This window comes from Salinigranum salinum (assembly GCF_009176545.1).
In the GTDB taxonomy this organism is placed as follows: domain Archaea; phylum Halobacteriota; class Halobacteria; order Halobacteriales; family Haloferacaceae; genus Salinigranum; species Salinigranum salinum.
On the sequence record NZ_VTOJ01000001.1, the window covers coordinates 2203157 to 2216457 of the forward strand.

Genomic DNA, 13301 nt, shown 5'->3' on the forward strand with positions numbered 1-13301 from the left:
GCGGCCGACCCAACCCTCTTTGCCCTCGGACCGAAGGCACAGACGATGCGGGTACTCGTCGCGGGTGCGACCGGGTTCGTCGGCTCGCGGCTGGTCGACGCGCTGGTCGCCCGGGGGGATCGTGTCGTGGCGTTCTCGCGGAGCGCGTCCCAGGAGACGTTTCCCGAAGGAGCCGAACCGTTCGAGGGCGACCTCGGCGATCCGACGTCGATCGAGGGGCTGTGCGATGGCGTCGACGTCGCCTACTACCTGATCCACTCGCTCACGGCCGAGAACTTCGCCGAACGGGACCGTCAGTACGCCCGGCGGTTCCGCGAGGTCGCGTCGGCCGCGGGCGTCGACCGGGTGGTGTATCTGAGCGGAATCAGCGGCGACGAGGGGGACCTCTCCCCCCACCTGGCGTCGCGGCGGGAGGTCGAGTCGGTGCTCTCGGAGGGGGCGTTCGATCTGACCGTGCTGCGAGCGGCGATCATCGTCGGCCCCGAGAGTGCGAGCTTCCGGATCGTGGACGACCTGACCGACCGCCTGCCCGTGATGGTCGTCCCCGAGTGGGTCCGGACGCCCTGCCAGCCGATCGGCGTCGACGACGCCGTCACCTACCTCGTCGAACTGCTGGACGCCGACGAAACCAGGGGCGAGACGTACGACATCGGCGGCCCGTCGGTGTGGTCGTACGAGTCGTTGCTCGAACTCACCGCGCGCGAGAAGGGCCGGTCGGTGGTCATCGTTCCGGTTCCGGTGATGACGCCCGAACTGTCGTCGCACTGGCTCCGGCTCACGACCGACGTCCAGTACGCCATCGCCCGCCCGCTGGTCGAGAGCATGCGCCACCCGGTGACCGTGAGCGACGACCGCGACCTCCAGCACGTCGTCCCGATCGACCGGACGCCCGTCGACGACGCCGTGCGCCGGGCGCTGGACGCGTGATCATGGGGTTTCGTCGGAGACTGACGCGGACCCGGACCCGGACCCGGACCCGGACCCGGACTCGGATTCGGATTCGGATTCGACGGGGATCGTCCGGCCCCGCCGGACCGGGTCGACGTGGACGCGCGCCGCCTCGTCCAGCGGGAACGTCCCGTGGAGTTCGGCGGGTTCGCGTCCGTGGAAGACGCGCCCGAACGGCCCGGAGACCGTCGGATACGCCCGTGAGAGAGCCCGCGTGAGGGACGGGGAAACGCCCCGCGACCGGAGCACGCGTTCGACGGTCGCGGAGCCGACGTGGACGAGGTCTCCTTCGATCAACACGAGCGCGAACGGCCGGGCGTCGAACTGTGCGTCGAGGAACGCCTGTATCTCGGACGAGTGCCACGCCACGGGTTTGAGGTCGCCAGAACACCGCGTCAGCGCCTCGACCGCGGCGCGGAGCCAGGCGGGGCGGTCGTCGTAGACGAGGAGCGACTGGGACATAGCCGTCCCTTGGCGCTCGACCGTTTGAAGCTTGCCTCGTGACTCTCGTGCGTGTGGGTATGTGCCCGAGCGTGTGCCTGCGGACCCGCTGCGGAGGAAGCCGGCCGCGACGGCTACGCCGACTCGATCGCCGTCAGTTCGCCGGCTTTCGCCCGTGCCTTCTCGACGACCGCCGGCCGCGCCTCGAACTCGAGGGTGACGGAGTCGTCGTCGTACTCCTCGTGTTCCACGTGCCCGTGGTCGTACACCCACGAGACGAGGCTCATCGTCTCCTCCGTCATCGGCAGGAGGAGTCGCTCGTGCTGCCAGTCGGGGAGCTCCGCCTCGATCCGCTCGCTGAGCGCGTCGACGTTCTCGCCCGTCCGCCCCGAGACGGCGACGGGGTTGGGCGCGAGCGCCGAGAGGGCGCGCCTCTTCTCCTCCAGCTCGTCGGCGTCGACCTTGTCGATCTTGTTCAACACGGTGACGATGGGCGCTTCGTTGCGCTCGTACAGCGTGTCGTGACAGGTGACGAGCTTCTCGCGCATCGTCTCGATCGACTCCGAGGCGTCGACGACGAGCAACACGAGGTCGGCTCTGTACACCGAATCGAGGGTGGACTTGAACGACTCGACGAGCCAGTGCGGCAGGTCGGAGATGAAGCCGACCGTATCGGTGAGGAGGACGTCCCTGGTGCCCGTCTCCGCCCGTCGGGTCGTCGTCCCGAGCGTCGTGAAGAGGCGGTCCTCGGACTCGGCGGTCGGGTCCAGATCCGGGTGGAGGTCGTCGTTCTCGTCGACCGCGAGGTCGGCCGCGAGCTGGCGCATCAGCGTCGACTTCCCGGCGTTGGTGTAGCCCGCGAGCGCGACGAGGTCGAAGCCGGACTCCCGCCGTTCTCGCCGGCGCGTCTCCTCCTTCTCCGCGATGGCGTCGAGTTCCCGCTTGATACGGGCGATCTGCGCCTTGATGTCCTGTTCGCGGCTCTCGTCGTACTCGCCGAGCCCCATGAAGCCGGGGCGTTCGTCGCGTTTCGCCAGTGATGCCTTCGCTTCGGCTCTGGGGAGTTCGTATCTGAGTTCGGCGAGTTCGACCTGGAGCTGCGCCTTCTTCGTCCGGGCGCGCTGTCCGAAGATGTCGAGGATGAGCGTGAAGCGATCGACGACCTCCGTGTCGCCCGGGAGCTTCGAACCGATGTTGTACATCTGGTACGGCCCGACGCGGTTGTCGACGACGACCGCGTCCCCGCCGGTCTCGGCGACGAGCGCCGCGAGCTCGTCGACTTTCCCCTCGCCGAACATGAACGCGGCGTCCTCCTCGCGCGTCTGCGTGAGTTCGCCGACGATCTCGTAGCCGGCGGCACGGGCGAGATCACGGATCTCGGAGAGGTCGGCAGAGCCGTCGTCGACGCGTTTGGCGACGACTGCCCGGCGGCTCATCCACCCACCTCCGTGGCGTGTTCCAGCACTGTTGTCTGCTCTTGGCCGTCCATCGGTTTAAACGGGCGGTCGATCGTGATGGCGGTCTCACACCTCCATGGCCGCCAGTAGACACTACGCCGTCTTGTATGTTACCTCGTGACACCCGATCGGCCACCGACCGTCGAACGTATCTCAGAGCTGTCACGACTTCCACAAGGGACTTATGACCGCCCGCGCCATGTGAGTCATGGTCGATATCAATTTCACACAACTGGGCCTCGAACTCGGGAGCGGGGCGATCATCGGCGGCATCATCGGGTTCGCCGCCAAGAAGGTCGCGAAGATCGTCGCGATTATCGTCGGCCTCGAACTCGCGCTGTTCAAATTCCTCGAGTCGCGGCAGATCATCACCGTCGACTGGGGGGCGCTCACGGGGGGGATGCTCGGCGCTACCGAGGCCGCCGCGACGGGGGCCCCGCCGGACTGGGTGATGACGATCCTCTCGACGCTGTCGATCTCGGCGGGGTTCACCGGGGGGTTCCTGCTCGGCTTCAAGAAGGGATAGCGACTCCGTCGCGGTCCCAGTGCGTCGAACGACGGTCTTCACCGTGGCGACGACTCACGCCACACGGTGGCTCACGACTGTGAACCTCGGTCCAGCCGATACGTGTACTGAACCTGTTTCTCCTCGAACCCACAGTCCTCGTAGAAACGCCTCGCACCGGCGTTGTTCCACTCGCACGAGACTTCGACGTAGTCGCACCCCCACTCGCGGGCCATCTCCGCCACCCGTTCGAACGCTTCGGAGCCGTACCCGCGATTCCGGTACACTTCGGCGACGAACAGGTCGACGACGTGGAGATACTCCGCGTGCGTCCGGGAGGGATGCGTTCCCCGGCGGAGCGTGAGGAATCCGAGCGTGGTGTCCTCCTCGCTGAGCAGAAGAACCGTGACGTCATCGCGTTCGATCTGTTCCCTGAACGGCGCTTCGGGTACCTCGTCGACGGTCGAGTACGACAGCCGATTCAGCTCCGAATACGGTTCCATCTCCGTCGCCAGAGCGAACCACAGCTCGGCGAGCGTGTCGACGTCGTCTTCGGTTGCCTCGACGAGTTCCATCGGTTCGGGCCCCCGTGCGCGAGTAGTCGGCTCCGGGCGGTGTCGCGTGGCTACCGCACGTTCAAGTCGTCCTTGTCCTTGATGATCCGCGTATCGGCCTGTCCGCTCGTGACGTCGTTCACGAGGTCGTAGAAGTCGTTCTGCATCCCCGCCGGGAAGGTGAGTACGCCCACCCACGAGCCGTCGTTCTGCCACTCCTCGCGTTCGAGGTCGCCGAACTGTCGGATGCGTGCCTGTGCGCTGCCGGCCTTGTCGGCCGGGACCTGCACGGCGATGGTGACCTCCGAGAAGCGGATGGGGATCACGGGACGGAGCGCCTCCAGCGCGTCGTCGACCTGGGTCTCGACCGGCTCCATCGGGTCGACGCGGAAGCCGGCCTCCTCCAGCGCGCGCTCGATGCGGTCGGGGGGGTGTGGGGCGTCGTCCATCTGCGGGTTGACCGCGTTGCGCGCGATGCGGTCGATGAGCTGGCGGCGTTTCTGCTCTTGCATCTCCCGCCGCTGGTCGGCCGTGATCTGGATCTCCCCCCGTTTGACGACCTCGGGGATGATCTCCATCGGGTCCGTCGTCCCGAACACCGTCTCGAGGTCGGACTCGGCGGGGCGGTCCCCGCGCGAGGCGTCCTCGAAGACGTCTTCGGCGGCGATGACCTCCTCCAGATCGCCGTCGAACTCGCCGCGCTTGATCGCGAGCGCCGAGTCGGGGTCGATGAGCACCTCGAAGCGCGCGCCGTGCGATTCGAGGCGGGCCGTCACGGCTTCGTCGAGTGAAATCATGGAGTCAGCTACCACCTCCGGATTTAAAAGCTCTCGCCGCGACGGCCGGGACGCGACCTCGACGATACCGATGGTCTGGGGGCTGATCCCGTCGGTCGAAAGGGCGCAAGCGCTATGTCGGCTGCGCGCTCCCGGACCGTATGAACACCACAGAGACCGAATCACTCGACCGCCGCATCGAACGGTTCGTGCGGCGCAACTTCCCCCAGATCGACCTGCACGGCGGCACAGCGGGCATCGACGGCGTCGACGAGGCGACCGGGGAGGTGTGGATCACGCTCGCCGGTGCCTGCTCGGGCTGTGGCATCTCCCCACTCACGGTCCAGGCGCTCGAGGGCCGACTCCTGCGCGAGTTCGACGAGGTACGGGCGGTGCACGTCTCGACCGGCCTCGACGACGTCGGCGGCCGTCCCGATCTCTCCGACGTACCGTTCTAGCCGCGTTAGCCGCCGGTTAACGATCTGAACGCCGTGTTTAACCGATCTCACGCGGCGGGTACTTATCCGGCACCGGTTTATACTCTCGAACATGCAGGAAACCGAGAACGAAACGTTCCACGTCGTCTGTCGTGACTGTCCCTTCGAGTCGCTGCGCCCGGATCCGACGGCGGCGCGCCGGCTGGCGGACGAACACGAGACGACCACCGATCATACGACGCAGTACGCCCGTATCGAGTGACGTCGCCCCGACACGGCGCGCCCGCTCACGGAGGCGAGCCGCCGGACCAGGGTGGGTAGGGCATCGACCTCGGGCCGCTCAGGAGAGGTCCGCGATAACCGCGAGGAGCTCGTCCTTGTCCTGTACGCCGATGAGCCGCTTGGCCGGTTCGCCGTCCGCGTAGAACTGGAGCGTCGGGACGCTCCGCACCCCGGCGTCGCGCGCGAGGTCCTGCAGTTGGTCGATGTCGACTTTCAGCACCGCGGCGTCGGTCTCGTCGGCGATCTCGGCGACGGTCGGCTCGAGCATCTTGCACGGGCCGCACCAGTCGGCGTAGAAGTCGACGAGGACGACGTCGTGCTCCGCGACGAGTTCCTCGAGGTGTTCCTGACTCTTCACGTGGATCGGTTCGCTGGGCTGCGCGGTGCTCATACTGCCCTTACTGGGGGGAGACGCTTAACAGTTGAGACGGTTTGCCGGGCGACCGCACATCCGCCCTCCTCGGGGTGCGCCTCACGGGACGTCGTACCACAGCACGACGCCGTCGTCGAGCCGTTCGACGTCGCGGAGGTCGAGCCGTGGGAGGTCGTCGACGAAGCCGTCGCCGTCGACCAGCGTCGGCGCGTCGCGGCCGCCGACGACGAGCGAGCCGACGTAGACGGAGAGTTCGTCCACGAGCCCGTCCGCGAAGAGCGAGGCGAGGAGTTCACCACCACCCTCGACCATGAGGCGGTCGACTCCCTCGTCGTCGAGCCTGTCCAGCGCCGCCGAGAGGTCGACGTGGCCCGCCTCGGTCGCTTCGATCACGAGGACGCGTGCGCCCGCATCGGCGAGGGCGTCCCGGCGATCGTCGGGGGCCGCGTCGGTCACGAGCAGGTAGGTCGCGGCCTCGTCGTCGAGGATGCGGGCGTCGAGCGGTGTCCGGCCACGCGAGTCGGCGACGACGCGGGCCGGGTTGCCCGGACGGCCGGAACGGAGGCGGTGTACGCGACGGTCGTCGTCGTCGAGCGTGAGGTGTGGATCGTCCGCGAGCACGGTCCCGACGCCGACCATGACGGCGGCGGCGGCCGCCCGGAGACGGTCGACCCGGTCGAAGTCGGCGGCCCCACTGATCTTCAGCTGTTCGCGTCGCCGCGTCGAGAGCTTCCCGTCGACGCTCGTCGCGGCGTTGACGACGACGTCCATGTGTCCGAGTAAGCGGGGACGGTCAACTGTGTTTCGTCCCCACGGTGCAGCTACGACCGTACACGATGGCGACCGACGACGCGACCACGGTCGGGTCGTCCTACCGCAATGAATTAAATACTCACTCTCAGAACGAAGGGCCAACCATGTCGCTCAAAGTGCTCTGGCTCGGCTGGGGGTACCCACCGAACGTGACGGGGGGGCTCGACACCTTCGTCGGCGAGATGTTCGAGCGGTTCCTCGACCGGGACGTCGACATCGAACTCGTCCTGCCGGGGGAGTACGCACCCGAGGGCCGGGAGAACATCATCGGCGTCCCCACCGGCGACGGTGACATCATCACTCGCATCGGTCGGCTCTCCGCGGAGTTCGCCAAGCGCGCCGAGGGGAAGGACATCATCCACACCCACGACTGGTTCGGCTACGGGCCGGGATCGCGGGCGATGAACAACTCCGACGCCACGTGGGTGACGACGTTCCACTCGCTGTCCTCCGACCGGAACATCGACCCGCCCCAGCGCGAGGTCGAGACCGAACGCCGCGTCGTCGAGCGCTGTGACGAACTCATCGCGGTGAGCCACATCACCGCGCGCAAGGTGATGGACGAGTACGGCGGGGAGTGTGAGGTCATCCACAACGGCTTCTCGTCGCTGGAGCCGACGGGCCGTGACCTCAAGGCCGAACTCGGCATCGACGGGAAGATGCTCTTCTACGTGGGGCGACACACCGACCAGAAGGGGATCTCCCACCTGATCTACGCGTTAGAGCGGATGCGTCGCGACGACGTGACGCTCGTCATGGGCGGGAGCGGCCACCTCACCGACCAGCTGAAGAAGTTCGCCGAACTCCTCGGCGTCGACGACCGGATCGAGTGGGTCGGCTTCGTCGAGGAGAAGGACCTCGGCGACTACTACGCCTCGGCGGATCTGTTCGTCTCGCCCTCGCTGTCGGAACCGTTCGGCATCACCATCACCGAGGCGCTGTCGGTCGGGACGCGCGTCGTCGCGACCGAGTGTGGCGCCGCGGAGGTCATCCCCGAGTCGTGCGTCGTCCCCGCCGAGGTCGACTCCGGCTCGCTCGCCGACGCCATCGAGCACGCGCTCTCGATCGAGGGGCCCCTGGAGTACGAGCCGCGAACGTGGGACACCGTCGTCGACGAGCACCTCGACTTCTACGAGCGTATCGCCTGAGCCGGTCTGAGCACGAGACCGTCCGTGTGCGGTCGTGAGGATTGTGCGTGTGCGGTCGTGAGACCGTGGTCGTGAATCCGTGTGCACGCGTAGTCTTCTGGTGCACGAGAGAACGAGCGGGGCGACGAGCGACGACAGCAGTGACGACACCGACGTCGACGAGGACGCCGAGGCGACAGCCGAGCACCCGCGCCACCGAGCTACCGGAGGACGCGAACGTCGGTGACGGGTTCGGGGTGACGGATCGCGTAGCCGTCGCGCGTCGAACGGAGTCCCTCCTCGGGGAACTGCTGTCGGGCGGACTGGTAGGGGCTGTCGTCGCGGGACGCCGACTGGTATGGGCTGTCACTGCGGGCGGACTGGTAGGGACTGTCGTTCTGCGCGGATTGGTAGGGGCTGTCGCTGCGGGCGGACTGGTAGGGGCTGTCGCTCGTCTGTGGGGGGCGCTGGAAGTCCTCGGGCGGGAGGTAGATGCGCTCGCCCGACGCCGAACGGACGATGACGGCCGTGTCGCGGTCGCCCGTCATCTCGATCAGCGTCTCTCCGTCGGTGATCTCCACGGTGAACTCGACGTCTTCGTCGGCCATGAGAGACGGTGTGTGGGCGGTGTACTTAACTGTCGGCGTCCGACCGGAGCCCTCCCGATCCGGCTCGGTGTCGCGTTGGCACGGCTTGCGTGGCGGCGGTCGTGGAGCGACTGCGGACCGCCGGCACGGGCTCGTCGGGGGGCGTCTCCCACGGCGAGTACGAACATCGGTCCGAGGGCGACGAAGTGGACGGCCCCATCTCGGTTGGGTTCGCCCCCCTCGGTGAGCCGAGCCGACTCGCCACCGTCCGTGTGGTCTGGGCCGCCCCGACCGGAGTCGTCGGCGCGGTGTTCGCGGGCGTCGTCGACGGGACACCGATCCGCGGGCAGGCCCCGATCGACTGATCCGGTGGCCGTCGCTCGCGACCGGGTACCGGACGGATCCGCGGCACGAGCGGCCGTCGCGTGAGGCCGTGGAACGCTTTTTACCGGCGTGGCTCCATACCTCCGTCCGATGGACATCGATCACCATGCCGAGGAGCTCGCCTCCGCCCTCGGCGTCGACAAAGCGGAGGTCAAGGCGGACCTGCAGAACCTGCTGCAGTACAGCGTCCCGCTCGACGAGGCGAAACAGAGCGTCCGGCGGAAACACGGCGACTCCGGGGGTGGCTCCACGTCGGCCCCGTCGACGAAGGACGTCGGTGCGATCACGACCGAGGACGGGAACGTCACCGTCACCGTCCGGGTGCTCACGGTCGGGCAGCGGTCGATCTACTACCAGGGCGAAGAACAGGTGATCCGCGAGGGCGAACTCGCGGACGCGACGGGCACCATCTCCTACACGTCGTGGGAGGACTTCGGCTTCGAGGCCGGCGACTCCGTCACGATCGGCAACGCGGGCGTCCGCGAGTGGGACGGAAGCCCCGAACTCAACCTGGGGAACGCGACGACGGTCGCCATCGCGTCGGAGACGGTCGAGACCCCGTTCGACGACCGGATCGGCGGCGAGAGCTCGCTGTCCGACCTCGAACCCGGCGACCGCGGTCGGACCGTCGACGTCCGCGTCGTCGAGGTCGAAGCGCGGACGATCGACGGACGCGACGGCGAGACGGAGATCCTCTCCGGCGTGCTCGGCGACGCCTCGGGTCGCCTCCCGTTCACCGACTGGGAGCCTCACGACGTCGTCCGCGAGGGTGCCGACCTCCGGCTCGAAGACGTCTACGTCCGTGAGTTCCGCGGCGTCCCCTCGGTGAACCTCTCGGAGTTCACGACCGTCTCCACCCGGTCGGAGCCGGTCGCGGTCAGCGACTCCGCCACGCGGCTGTCGATCCGCGAGGCCGTCGCCTCCGGCGGCGTCTACGACGTCGAGATCGTCGGCAACGTCCTCGAGGTGCGCGACGGCTCCGGGCTGATCGAGCGCTGTCCGGACTGCGGGCGCGTCCTCCAGAACGGGCAGTGTCGCTCCCACGGCGACGTCGACGGCGAGGACGACATGCGCGTGAAAGCCATCGTCGACGACGGGACCGACGCGGTCACCGTGGTCCTCGACCGCGAGCTCACCGAGGCAGTGTACGGTGGGACGATGGCCGAGGCGCGCGAACAGGCCCGCGAGGCGATGGACAAGGAGGTCGTCGCCGATCGCATCCGCGACCGGCTCGTCGGCCGCGAGTATCGGGTGCGGGGCAACCTCTCGGTCGACGACTACGGCGCGAACCTCGACGCCACCGAGTTCGCCGAGGCCGACGACGACCCGGCGGTGCGGGCGCGTGACGTCCTCGCCCACCACGACGGCGGCCACGGGGAGGCGTCGATATGAGCTCGCAGTCGGGGTCGACCGCGGACGGTGGCGACGCGACCGACCGACCCAGACGCGAGGTCGCCTACCGGCTGTTCGCCGCCGAGTTCGACGACGCCTCGCTCTCGTACTCGGAGTCCGACGAGGAGCGCGCCCCGAACTACGTGGTGACGCCGAGCGGCGCGCGGGTCAATCGCCTGTTCGCCGTCGGCGTCCTCACGGAGGTCGAACGCGTCAACGACGACGTCCTGCGCGGGAGAGTGGTCGATCCGACGGGCGCGTTCGTCAGCTACGCCGGGCAGTACCAGCCCGACGAGATGGCCTTCCTCGACCGAGCGTCGCCGCCGGCGTTCGTCGCGCTCTCGGGGAAGGCGCGGACGTTCCAGCCCGAGGACTCCGACCGCGTCTTCACCTCCGTCAGACCGGAGTCGCTGAGCCGGGTCGACGCCGACACGCGCGACCGCTGGACCGTCACGACCGCCGAAGCGACGCTCGAACGCGTCGGCGTGATGGCCGCCGCGCTCGGGTCTGGACTGACCGGCCCCGACCTCCAGCGTGCGCTCCAGACCGCGGGCGTCGACGCGTCGCTCGCCGCGGGCGTCCCGCGCGCGCTCGACCACTACGGGACGACCCCGACGTACCTCGTGGCGCTGTCGCGCCTCGCGACTGACGCGCTCGAAGTCGTCGCCGGGGACCGCGAGGAGGTGCGGCCGCTCGAGCACGCACCCGACGAGGTCGGCGGCGACGTCGACCTCGCGGCGCTCGCCGCCGACCTCGACCTCGTAGCCCCGACCGCGTCGACGGATGCGGAAGCCGCCGACTCCGAGACGGCCGAGATGGCCGAATCGGCGACGGTGACGAACGACGCGGCCGAAACCGAACCTCCGGTGACGGCCGAACCGACTGCGTCGACGACCGACGAGCCCGAATCGACCGAGGCGACGCCGGCGGACACGGACGCGTCGGTCGACGGGACGGCGACGGAGACGGCCGAGTCGACGACCCCCGCGCACGCCGGGTCGTCGGAGGCGACCGACGCGGGTCCGTCGGCCGACTCCGCGACCGAGTCCGACCCTGGACCGGTCGAGCCAGCGGCCGAAGCCGACACCGGATCGACCATCGAAACCGACGCCGACTCCTCGGCCGCGTCCGACGACAGTGTCGGCCAGGACGAGACGACGGCCGCGACCACCGAGTCGTCGCCGTCGACAGATTCGCCCTCGGCGACCGACGACGGGCCGGGCGACTTCGAGACCACCACGGCCGACGACACGGAGCAGTCGTCCGGATCGACCGGGGCGGCGGCCGACGACGAACTCGGCGACTTCGACGCCGGTGGCTCGGAAGCGAGCGACGCACCCGGGACTGAGAGCACTGACGCCCCCACGGGCGAGCAGGCGAGCGACGCCGACGGGATGTACGAACTGGACGCGGCGGAACGCGAGGAGATCGAGGCCGAGTTCGGCACGGAGTTCTCTACCGGGAGCGAGGTCGGCCCGGCGGGCGAGGCCGACATCGACGTCCCCTCGGTCGACGAACTCGAGGAGGAACTCGACGAGGACCTCGGCTCCGGGCCGGGCGCGAGCGACGCCCCGACCGCGACGTCGACGGCGGCAGACGAGCCGGCCACCGACCCCGCCACTCCCGAGCCCGACGCCGCCGAGGGGGGGACCACCGACGCCACCGACGCCACCGACGCCGAAACCGCCGTCGCGACCGAACCCGCCGACGCCGCGACCGACGTCGATCTCGAAGCCGCCGCGGTCGAGGCGATGACGGCGCTCGACGACGGCGACGGCGCGGCGCGGGAGGCCGTCGTGGCGCAGGTGGTCGACGAGTACGGCGTCGACCCCGGCGACGTCGAGGACGCCATCCAGAGCGCACTGATGAGCGGGCAGTGTTACGAACCCACGGAAGACTCGCTGAAGGCCATTTGAATGCCCGGACGGGCGCTCGTAGAGCCGGTCCCCGGCGAACCGGCGGCCGTCGCGTCGACCGGCGACGAGCGCGTGCTCTGTCTCGCCGACTACCACGCGGGTATCGAGGTCGGCCTCCGCTACGAACGGGGCGTCGAGCTGGAGAGCGCGGCGGACGACCGGCTCGCCCGCCTCGAGCGCCTCCTCGACCGGACCACACCCGACCGACTGCTCGTGCTCGGTGATCTCGTCCACCGCATCGGCCGACCCGATGGGGACGAGGTCGACGAGCTCCGTGCCGTGGTCGACGCCGTGACCGACAGGGTCCCGATGACGCTCGTCCCCGGGAACCACGACGGCGGCGTCGCCGACGCCGTCGCGGAGTCGACGGCGGCCGTCGGCTCGGGCTCGGCATCGCGCACGAAGGCGTCCTTCGACGTCGTCGACGCGACGGGCGTCCGACTCGGCCCCGTGGGGTTCGTCCACGGCCACACCTGGCCCGCGCCCGACGTCCTCCGCGCCGACGTCGTCTGCATGGGACACGAACACCCGACGGTGAAGCTCGCGGACGAGGTCGGTGGAAGCCGGGTCGAGCGGGCGTGGCTCCGGGGACGGCTCGATCTGCGCGCGTTTGCCGACCACGTCGAGGGCATCGACAGCGAGTCCGAGACTGACGGCGACAGCGAGTCCGAGACTGACGGCGACAGCGAGGAGTCGGGGAGTCGCGCCGACTCCGGAACGGAACTCGTCGTCGTGCCGGCGTTCAACGACCGCTCCGGGGGGACGTGGGTCAACGTCGAGGGGCAGTCGTTCCTCTCGCCCTTTCTCCCCGACGCGCTGCCTCACGGCGAACTGTATCTCCTCGACGGCACCCGACTGGGCCCGTATCGACGGGTGTGAGGCGGGTTCGCGGTCGTCCGCGGCTCCCGACAGCCCGACACCGGCACGGGACGAGCGACGGACCCGTCGTCCGTGCCGATCCCCGGCGTCGGCCGTGGTCAGACGATGGCCGCCAGCGTGAAGACGGAGTACACCGTCGCCGCGAGGACGGCGACGATCAACAGCGGCGTCGGCTCGGTCGGGGCCCCGGACGTCTCGGGACTCCGGAGCCCACGGAGGGCGGTCCCGAGGACGACCATCCCGACGACGAGGAGGATGAGCGTCTGGAGCGTGACGGCCGAGAGACCCAGGACGACCGCACGGAGCAGCGTGACGAGTCCGGCGACGGCGAACGAGAGCCAGTACAGCCGGGGGTAGTCCACCTCGATGTCGGCCATAGCCGGGGAGTCGGGAGGGAGGGTGAAGAGCCCACCGGCTCCACGCTCGGCCG

General features: G+C 69.2%; 17 protein-coding genes. 9 read left to right on the forward strand and 8 right to left on the reverse strand.

The features are described 5' to 3' along the window. Window positions 1-45 precede the first annotated feature (45 nt). Window positions 46-927, forward strand: a complete 882-nt coding sequence (locus tag FZP69_RS10615; protein ID WP_152041270.1) for an NAD(P)H-binding protein — start codon at window positions 46-48, stop codon at window positions 925-927. Here FZP69_RS10615 and FZP69_RS10620 read toward each other — a convergent pair whose 3' ends face one another. Then, on the reverse strand, window positions 928-1410 hold the full coding sequence (locus FZP69_RS10620) for a hypothetical protein (protein ID WP_204959959.1): 483 nt from the start codon (window positions 1408-1410) through the stop codon (window positions 928-930). Between the two features lie 113 nt (window positions 1411-1523). Further along, window positions 1524-2825: a GTPase HflX gene (hflX, locus tag FZP69_RS10625; protein ID WP_152041271.1), complete on the reverse strand. Its 1302-nt coding sequence runs from the start codon at window positions 2823-2825 to the stop codon at window positions 1524-1526. A 229-nt stretch (window positions 2826-3054) separates the two neighbouring features. Between hflX and FZP69_RS10630 the strand changes: the two genes are divergently transcribed. Further along, window positions 3055-3372 (forward strand): FUN14 domain-containing protein, encoded by a 318-nt coding sequence (locus FZP69_RS10630; RefSeq protein WP_152041272.1) that lies wholly within the window; start codon window positions 3055-3057, stop codon window positions 3370-3372. A gap of 71 nt (window positions 3373-3443) precedes the next feature. On the opposite strand, the gene FZP69_RS10635 is transcribed toward FZP69_RS10630, so the two are convergent. Both FZP69_RS10635 and FZP69_RS10640 read right to left on the reverse strand, forming a co-directional pair. Continuing rightward, on the reverse strand, window positions 3444-3926 hold the full coding sequence (locus FZP69_RS10635; RefSeq protein WP_152041273.1) for a GNAT family N-acetyltransferase: 483 nt from the start codon (window positions 3924-3926) through the stop codon (window positions 3444-3446). A gap of 50 nt (window positions 3927-3976) precedes the next feature. Further along, window positions 3977-4702 carry a ribosome assembly factor SBDS gene (locus FZP69_RS10640; RefSeq protein ID WP_152041274.1) on the reverse strand — a complete coding sequence of 242 codons (726 nt, stop codon included), beginning with the start codon at window positions 4700-4702 and terminating at the stop codon, window positions 3977-3979. Window positions 4703-4842: 140 nt separating this feature from the next. Between FZP69_RS10640 and FZP69_RS10645 the strand changes: the two genes are divergently transcribed. Both FZP69_RS10645 and FZP69_RS22530 read left to right on the forward strand, forming a co-directional pair. After that, window positions 4843-5139, forward strand: coding sequence for a NifU family protein (locus tag FZP69_RS10645; protein WP_152041275.1), 297 nt, complete (start codon window positions 4843-4845; stop codon window positions 5137-5139). A gap of 91 nt (window positions 5140-5230) precedes the next feature. Continuing rightward, window positions 5231-5380 (forward strand): hypothetical protein, encoded by a 150-nt coding sequence (locus FZP69_RS22530; RefSeq protein WP_192918536.1) that lies wholly within the window; start codon window positions 5231-5233, stop codon window positions 5378-5380. Between the two features lie 78 nt (window positions 5381-5458). Here FZP69_RS22530 and trxA read toward each other — a convergent pair whose 3' ends face one another. Next, window positions 5459-5791, reverse strand: a complete 333-nt coding sequence (gene trxA / locus FZP69_RS10650; RefSeq protein WP_152041276.1) for a thioredoxin — start codon at window positions 5789-5791, stop codon at window positions 5459-5461. A gap of 81 nt (window positions 5792-5872) precedes the next feature. Continuing rightward, window positions 5873-6544 carry a 2,5-diamino-6-(ribosylamino)-4(3H)-pyrimidinone 5'-phosphate reductase gene (locus tag FZP69_RS10655; protein ID WP_152041277.1) on the reverse strand — a complete coding sequence of 224 codons (672 nt, stop codon included), beginning with the start codon at window positions 6542-6544 and terminating at the stop codon, window positions 5873-5875. Window positions 6545-6690: 146 nt separating this feature from the next. On the opposite strand from FZP69_RS10655, the gene FZP69_RS10660 reads away from it, so the two are divergent. Next, entirely contained in the window at window positions 6691-7734 is a 1044-nt protein-coding gene (locus FZP69_RS10660) for a glycosyltransferase family 4 protein (protein ID WP_152041278.1), read from the forward strand. A gap of 200 nt (window positions 7735-7934) precedes the next feature. On the opposite strand, the gene FZP69_RS10665 is transcribed toward FZP69_RS10660, so the two are convergent. Further along, window positions 7935-8321, reverse strand: a complete 387-nt coding sequence (locus FZP69_RS10665; RefSeq protein ID WP_152041279.1) for a DUF7510 family protein — start codon at window positions 8319-8321, stop codon at window positions 7935-7937. An 89-nt stretch (window positions 8322-8410) separates the two neighbouring features. Here FZP69_RS10665 and FZP69_RS10670 point away from each other — a divergent pair, with 89 nt between their 5' ends. The 4 genes from FZP69_RS10670 (at window position 8411) to FZP69_RS10685 (ending at window position 12871) form a co-directional block, all read left to right on the forward strand. Then, entirely contained in the window at window positions 8411-8665 is a 255-nt protein-coding gene (locus FZP69_RS10670) for a hypothetical protein (protein WP_192918537.1), read from the forward strand. A gap of 109 nt (window positions 8666-8774) precedes the next feature. Continuing rightward, window positions 8775-10076 carry a Single-stranded DNA binding protein gene (locus FZP69_RS10675; protein ID WP_152041281.1) on the forward strand — a complete coding sequence of 434 codons (1302 nt, stop codon included), beginning with the start codon at window positions 8775-8777 and terminating at the stop codon, window positions 10074-10076. Next, window positions 10073-11992 (forward strand): hypothetical protein, encoded by a 1920-nt coding sequence (locus FZP69_RS10680; protein WP_152041282.1) that lies wholly within the window; start codon window positions 10073-10075, stop codon window positions 11990-11992. Before FZP69_RS10675 ends, FZP69_RS10680 begins: the two co-directional genes overlap by 4 nt. Continuing rightward, entirely contained in the window at window positions 11993-12871 is an 879-nt protein-coding gene (locus FZP69_RS10685; protein WP_152041283.1) for a metallophosphoesterase, read from the forward strand. It abuts the gene before it with no gap. Window positions 12872-12969: 98 nt separating this feature from the next. Here the strand turns inward: FZP69_RS10685 and FZP69_RS10690 are convergent, their stop codons facing one another. Next, window positions 12970-13248, reverse strand: a complete 279-nt coding sequence (locus FZP69_RS10690; protein WP_152041284.1) for a hypothetical protein — start codon at window positions 13246-13248, stop codon at window positions 12970-12972. Window positions 13249-13301: the final 53 nt, after the last annotated feature.

Coding starts and splice junctions, on each gene's coding strand:
- FZP69_RS10615 (WP_152041270.1), top strand. CDS start 46: ATGCGGGTACTCGTCGCGGGTGCGACCGGGTTCGTCGGCTCGCGGCTG.
- FZP69_RS10645 (WP_152041275.1), top strand. CDS start 4,843: ATGAACACCACAGAGACCGAATCACTCGACCGCCGCATCGAACGGTTC.
- FZP69_RS10665 (WP_152041279.1), bottom strand. CDS start 8,321: ATGGCCGACGAAGACGTCGAGTTCACCGTGGAGATCACCGACGGAGAG.
- hflX (WP_152041271.1), bottom strand. CDS start 2,825: ATGAGCCGCCGGGCAGTCGTCGCCAAACGCGTCGACGACGGCTCTGCC.
- FZP69_RS10640 (WP_152041274.1), bottom strand. CDS start 4,702: ATGATTTCACTCGACGAAGCCGTGACGGCCCGCCTCGAATCGCACGGC.
- FZP69_RS10675 (WP_152041281.1), top strand. CDS start 8,775: ATGGACATCGATCACCATGCCGAGGAGCTCGCCTCCGCCCTCGGCGTC.
- FZP69_RS10655 (WP_152041277.1), bottom strand. CDS start 6,544: ATGGACGTCGTCGTCAACGCCGCGACGAGCGTCGACGGGAAGCTCTCG.
- FZP69_RS10660 (WP_152041278.1), top strand. CDS start 6,691: ATGTCGCTCAAAGTGCTCTGGCTCGGCTGGGGGTACCCACCGAACGTG.
- FZP69_RS10690 (WP_152041284.1), bottom strand. CDS start 13,248: ATGGCCGACATCGAGGTGGACTACCCCCGGCTGTACTGGCTCTCGTTC.
- FZP69_RS22530 (WP_192918536.1), top strand. CDS start 5,231: ATGCAGGAAACCGAGAACGAAACGTTCCACGTCGTCTGTCGTGACTGT.
- FZP69_RS10635 (WP_152041273.1), bottom strand. CDS start 3,926: ATGGAACTCGTCGAGGCAACCGAAGACGACGTCGACACGCTCGCCGAG.
- FZP69_RS10680 (WP_152041282.1), top strand. CDS start 10,073: ATGAGCTCGCAGTCGGGGTCGACCGCGGACGGTGGCGACGCGACCGAC.
- FZP69_RS10620 (WP_204959959.1), bottom strand. CDS start 1,410: ATGTCCCAGTCGCTCCTCGTCTACGACGACCGCCCCGCCTGGCTCCGC.
- FZP69_RS10630 (WP_152041272.1), top strand. CDS start 3,055: ATGGTCGATATCAATTTCACACAACTGGGCCTCGAACTCGGGAGCGGG.
- FZP69_RS10685 (WP_152041283.1), top strand. CDS start 11,993: ATGCCCGGACGGGCGCTCGTAGAGCCGGTCCCCGGCGAACCGGCGGCC.
- trxA (WP_152041276.1), bottom strand. CDS start 5,791: ATGAGCACCGCGCAGCCCAGCGAACCGATCCACGTGAAGAGTCAGGAA.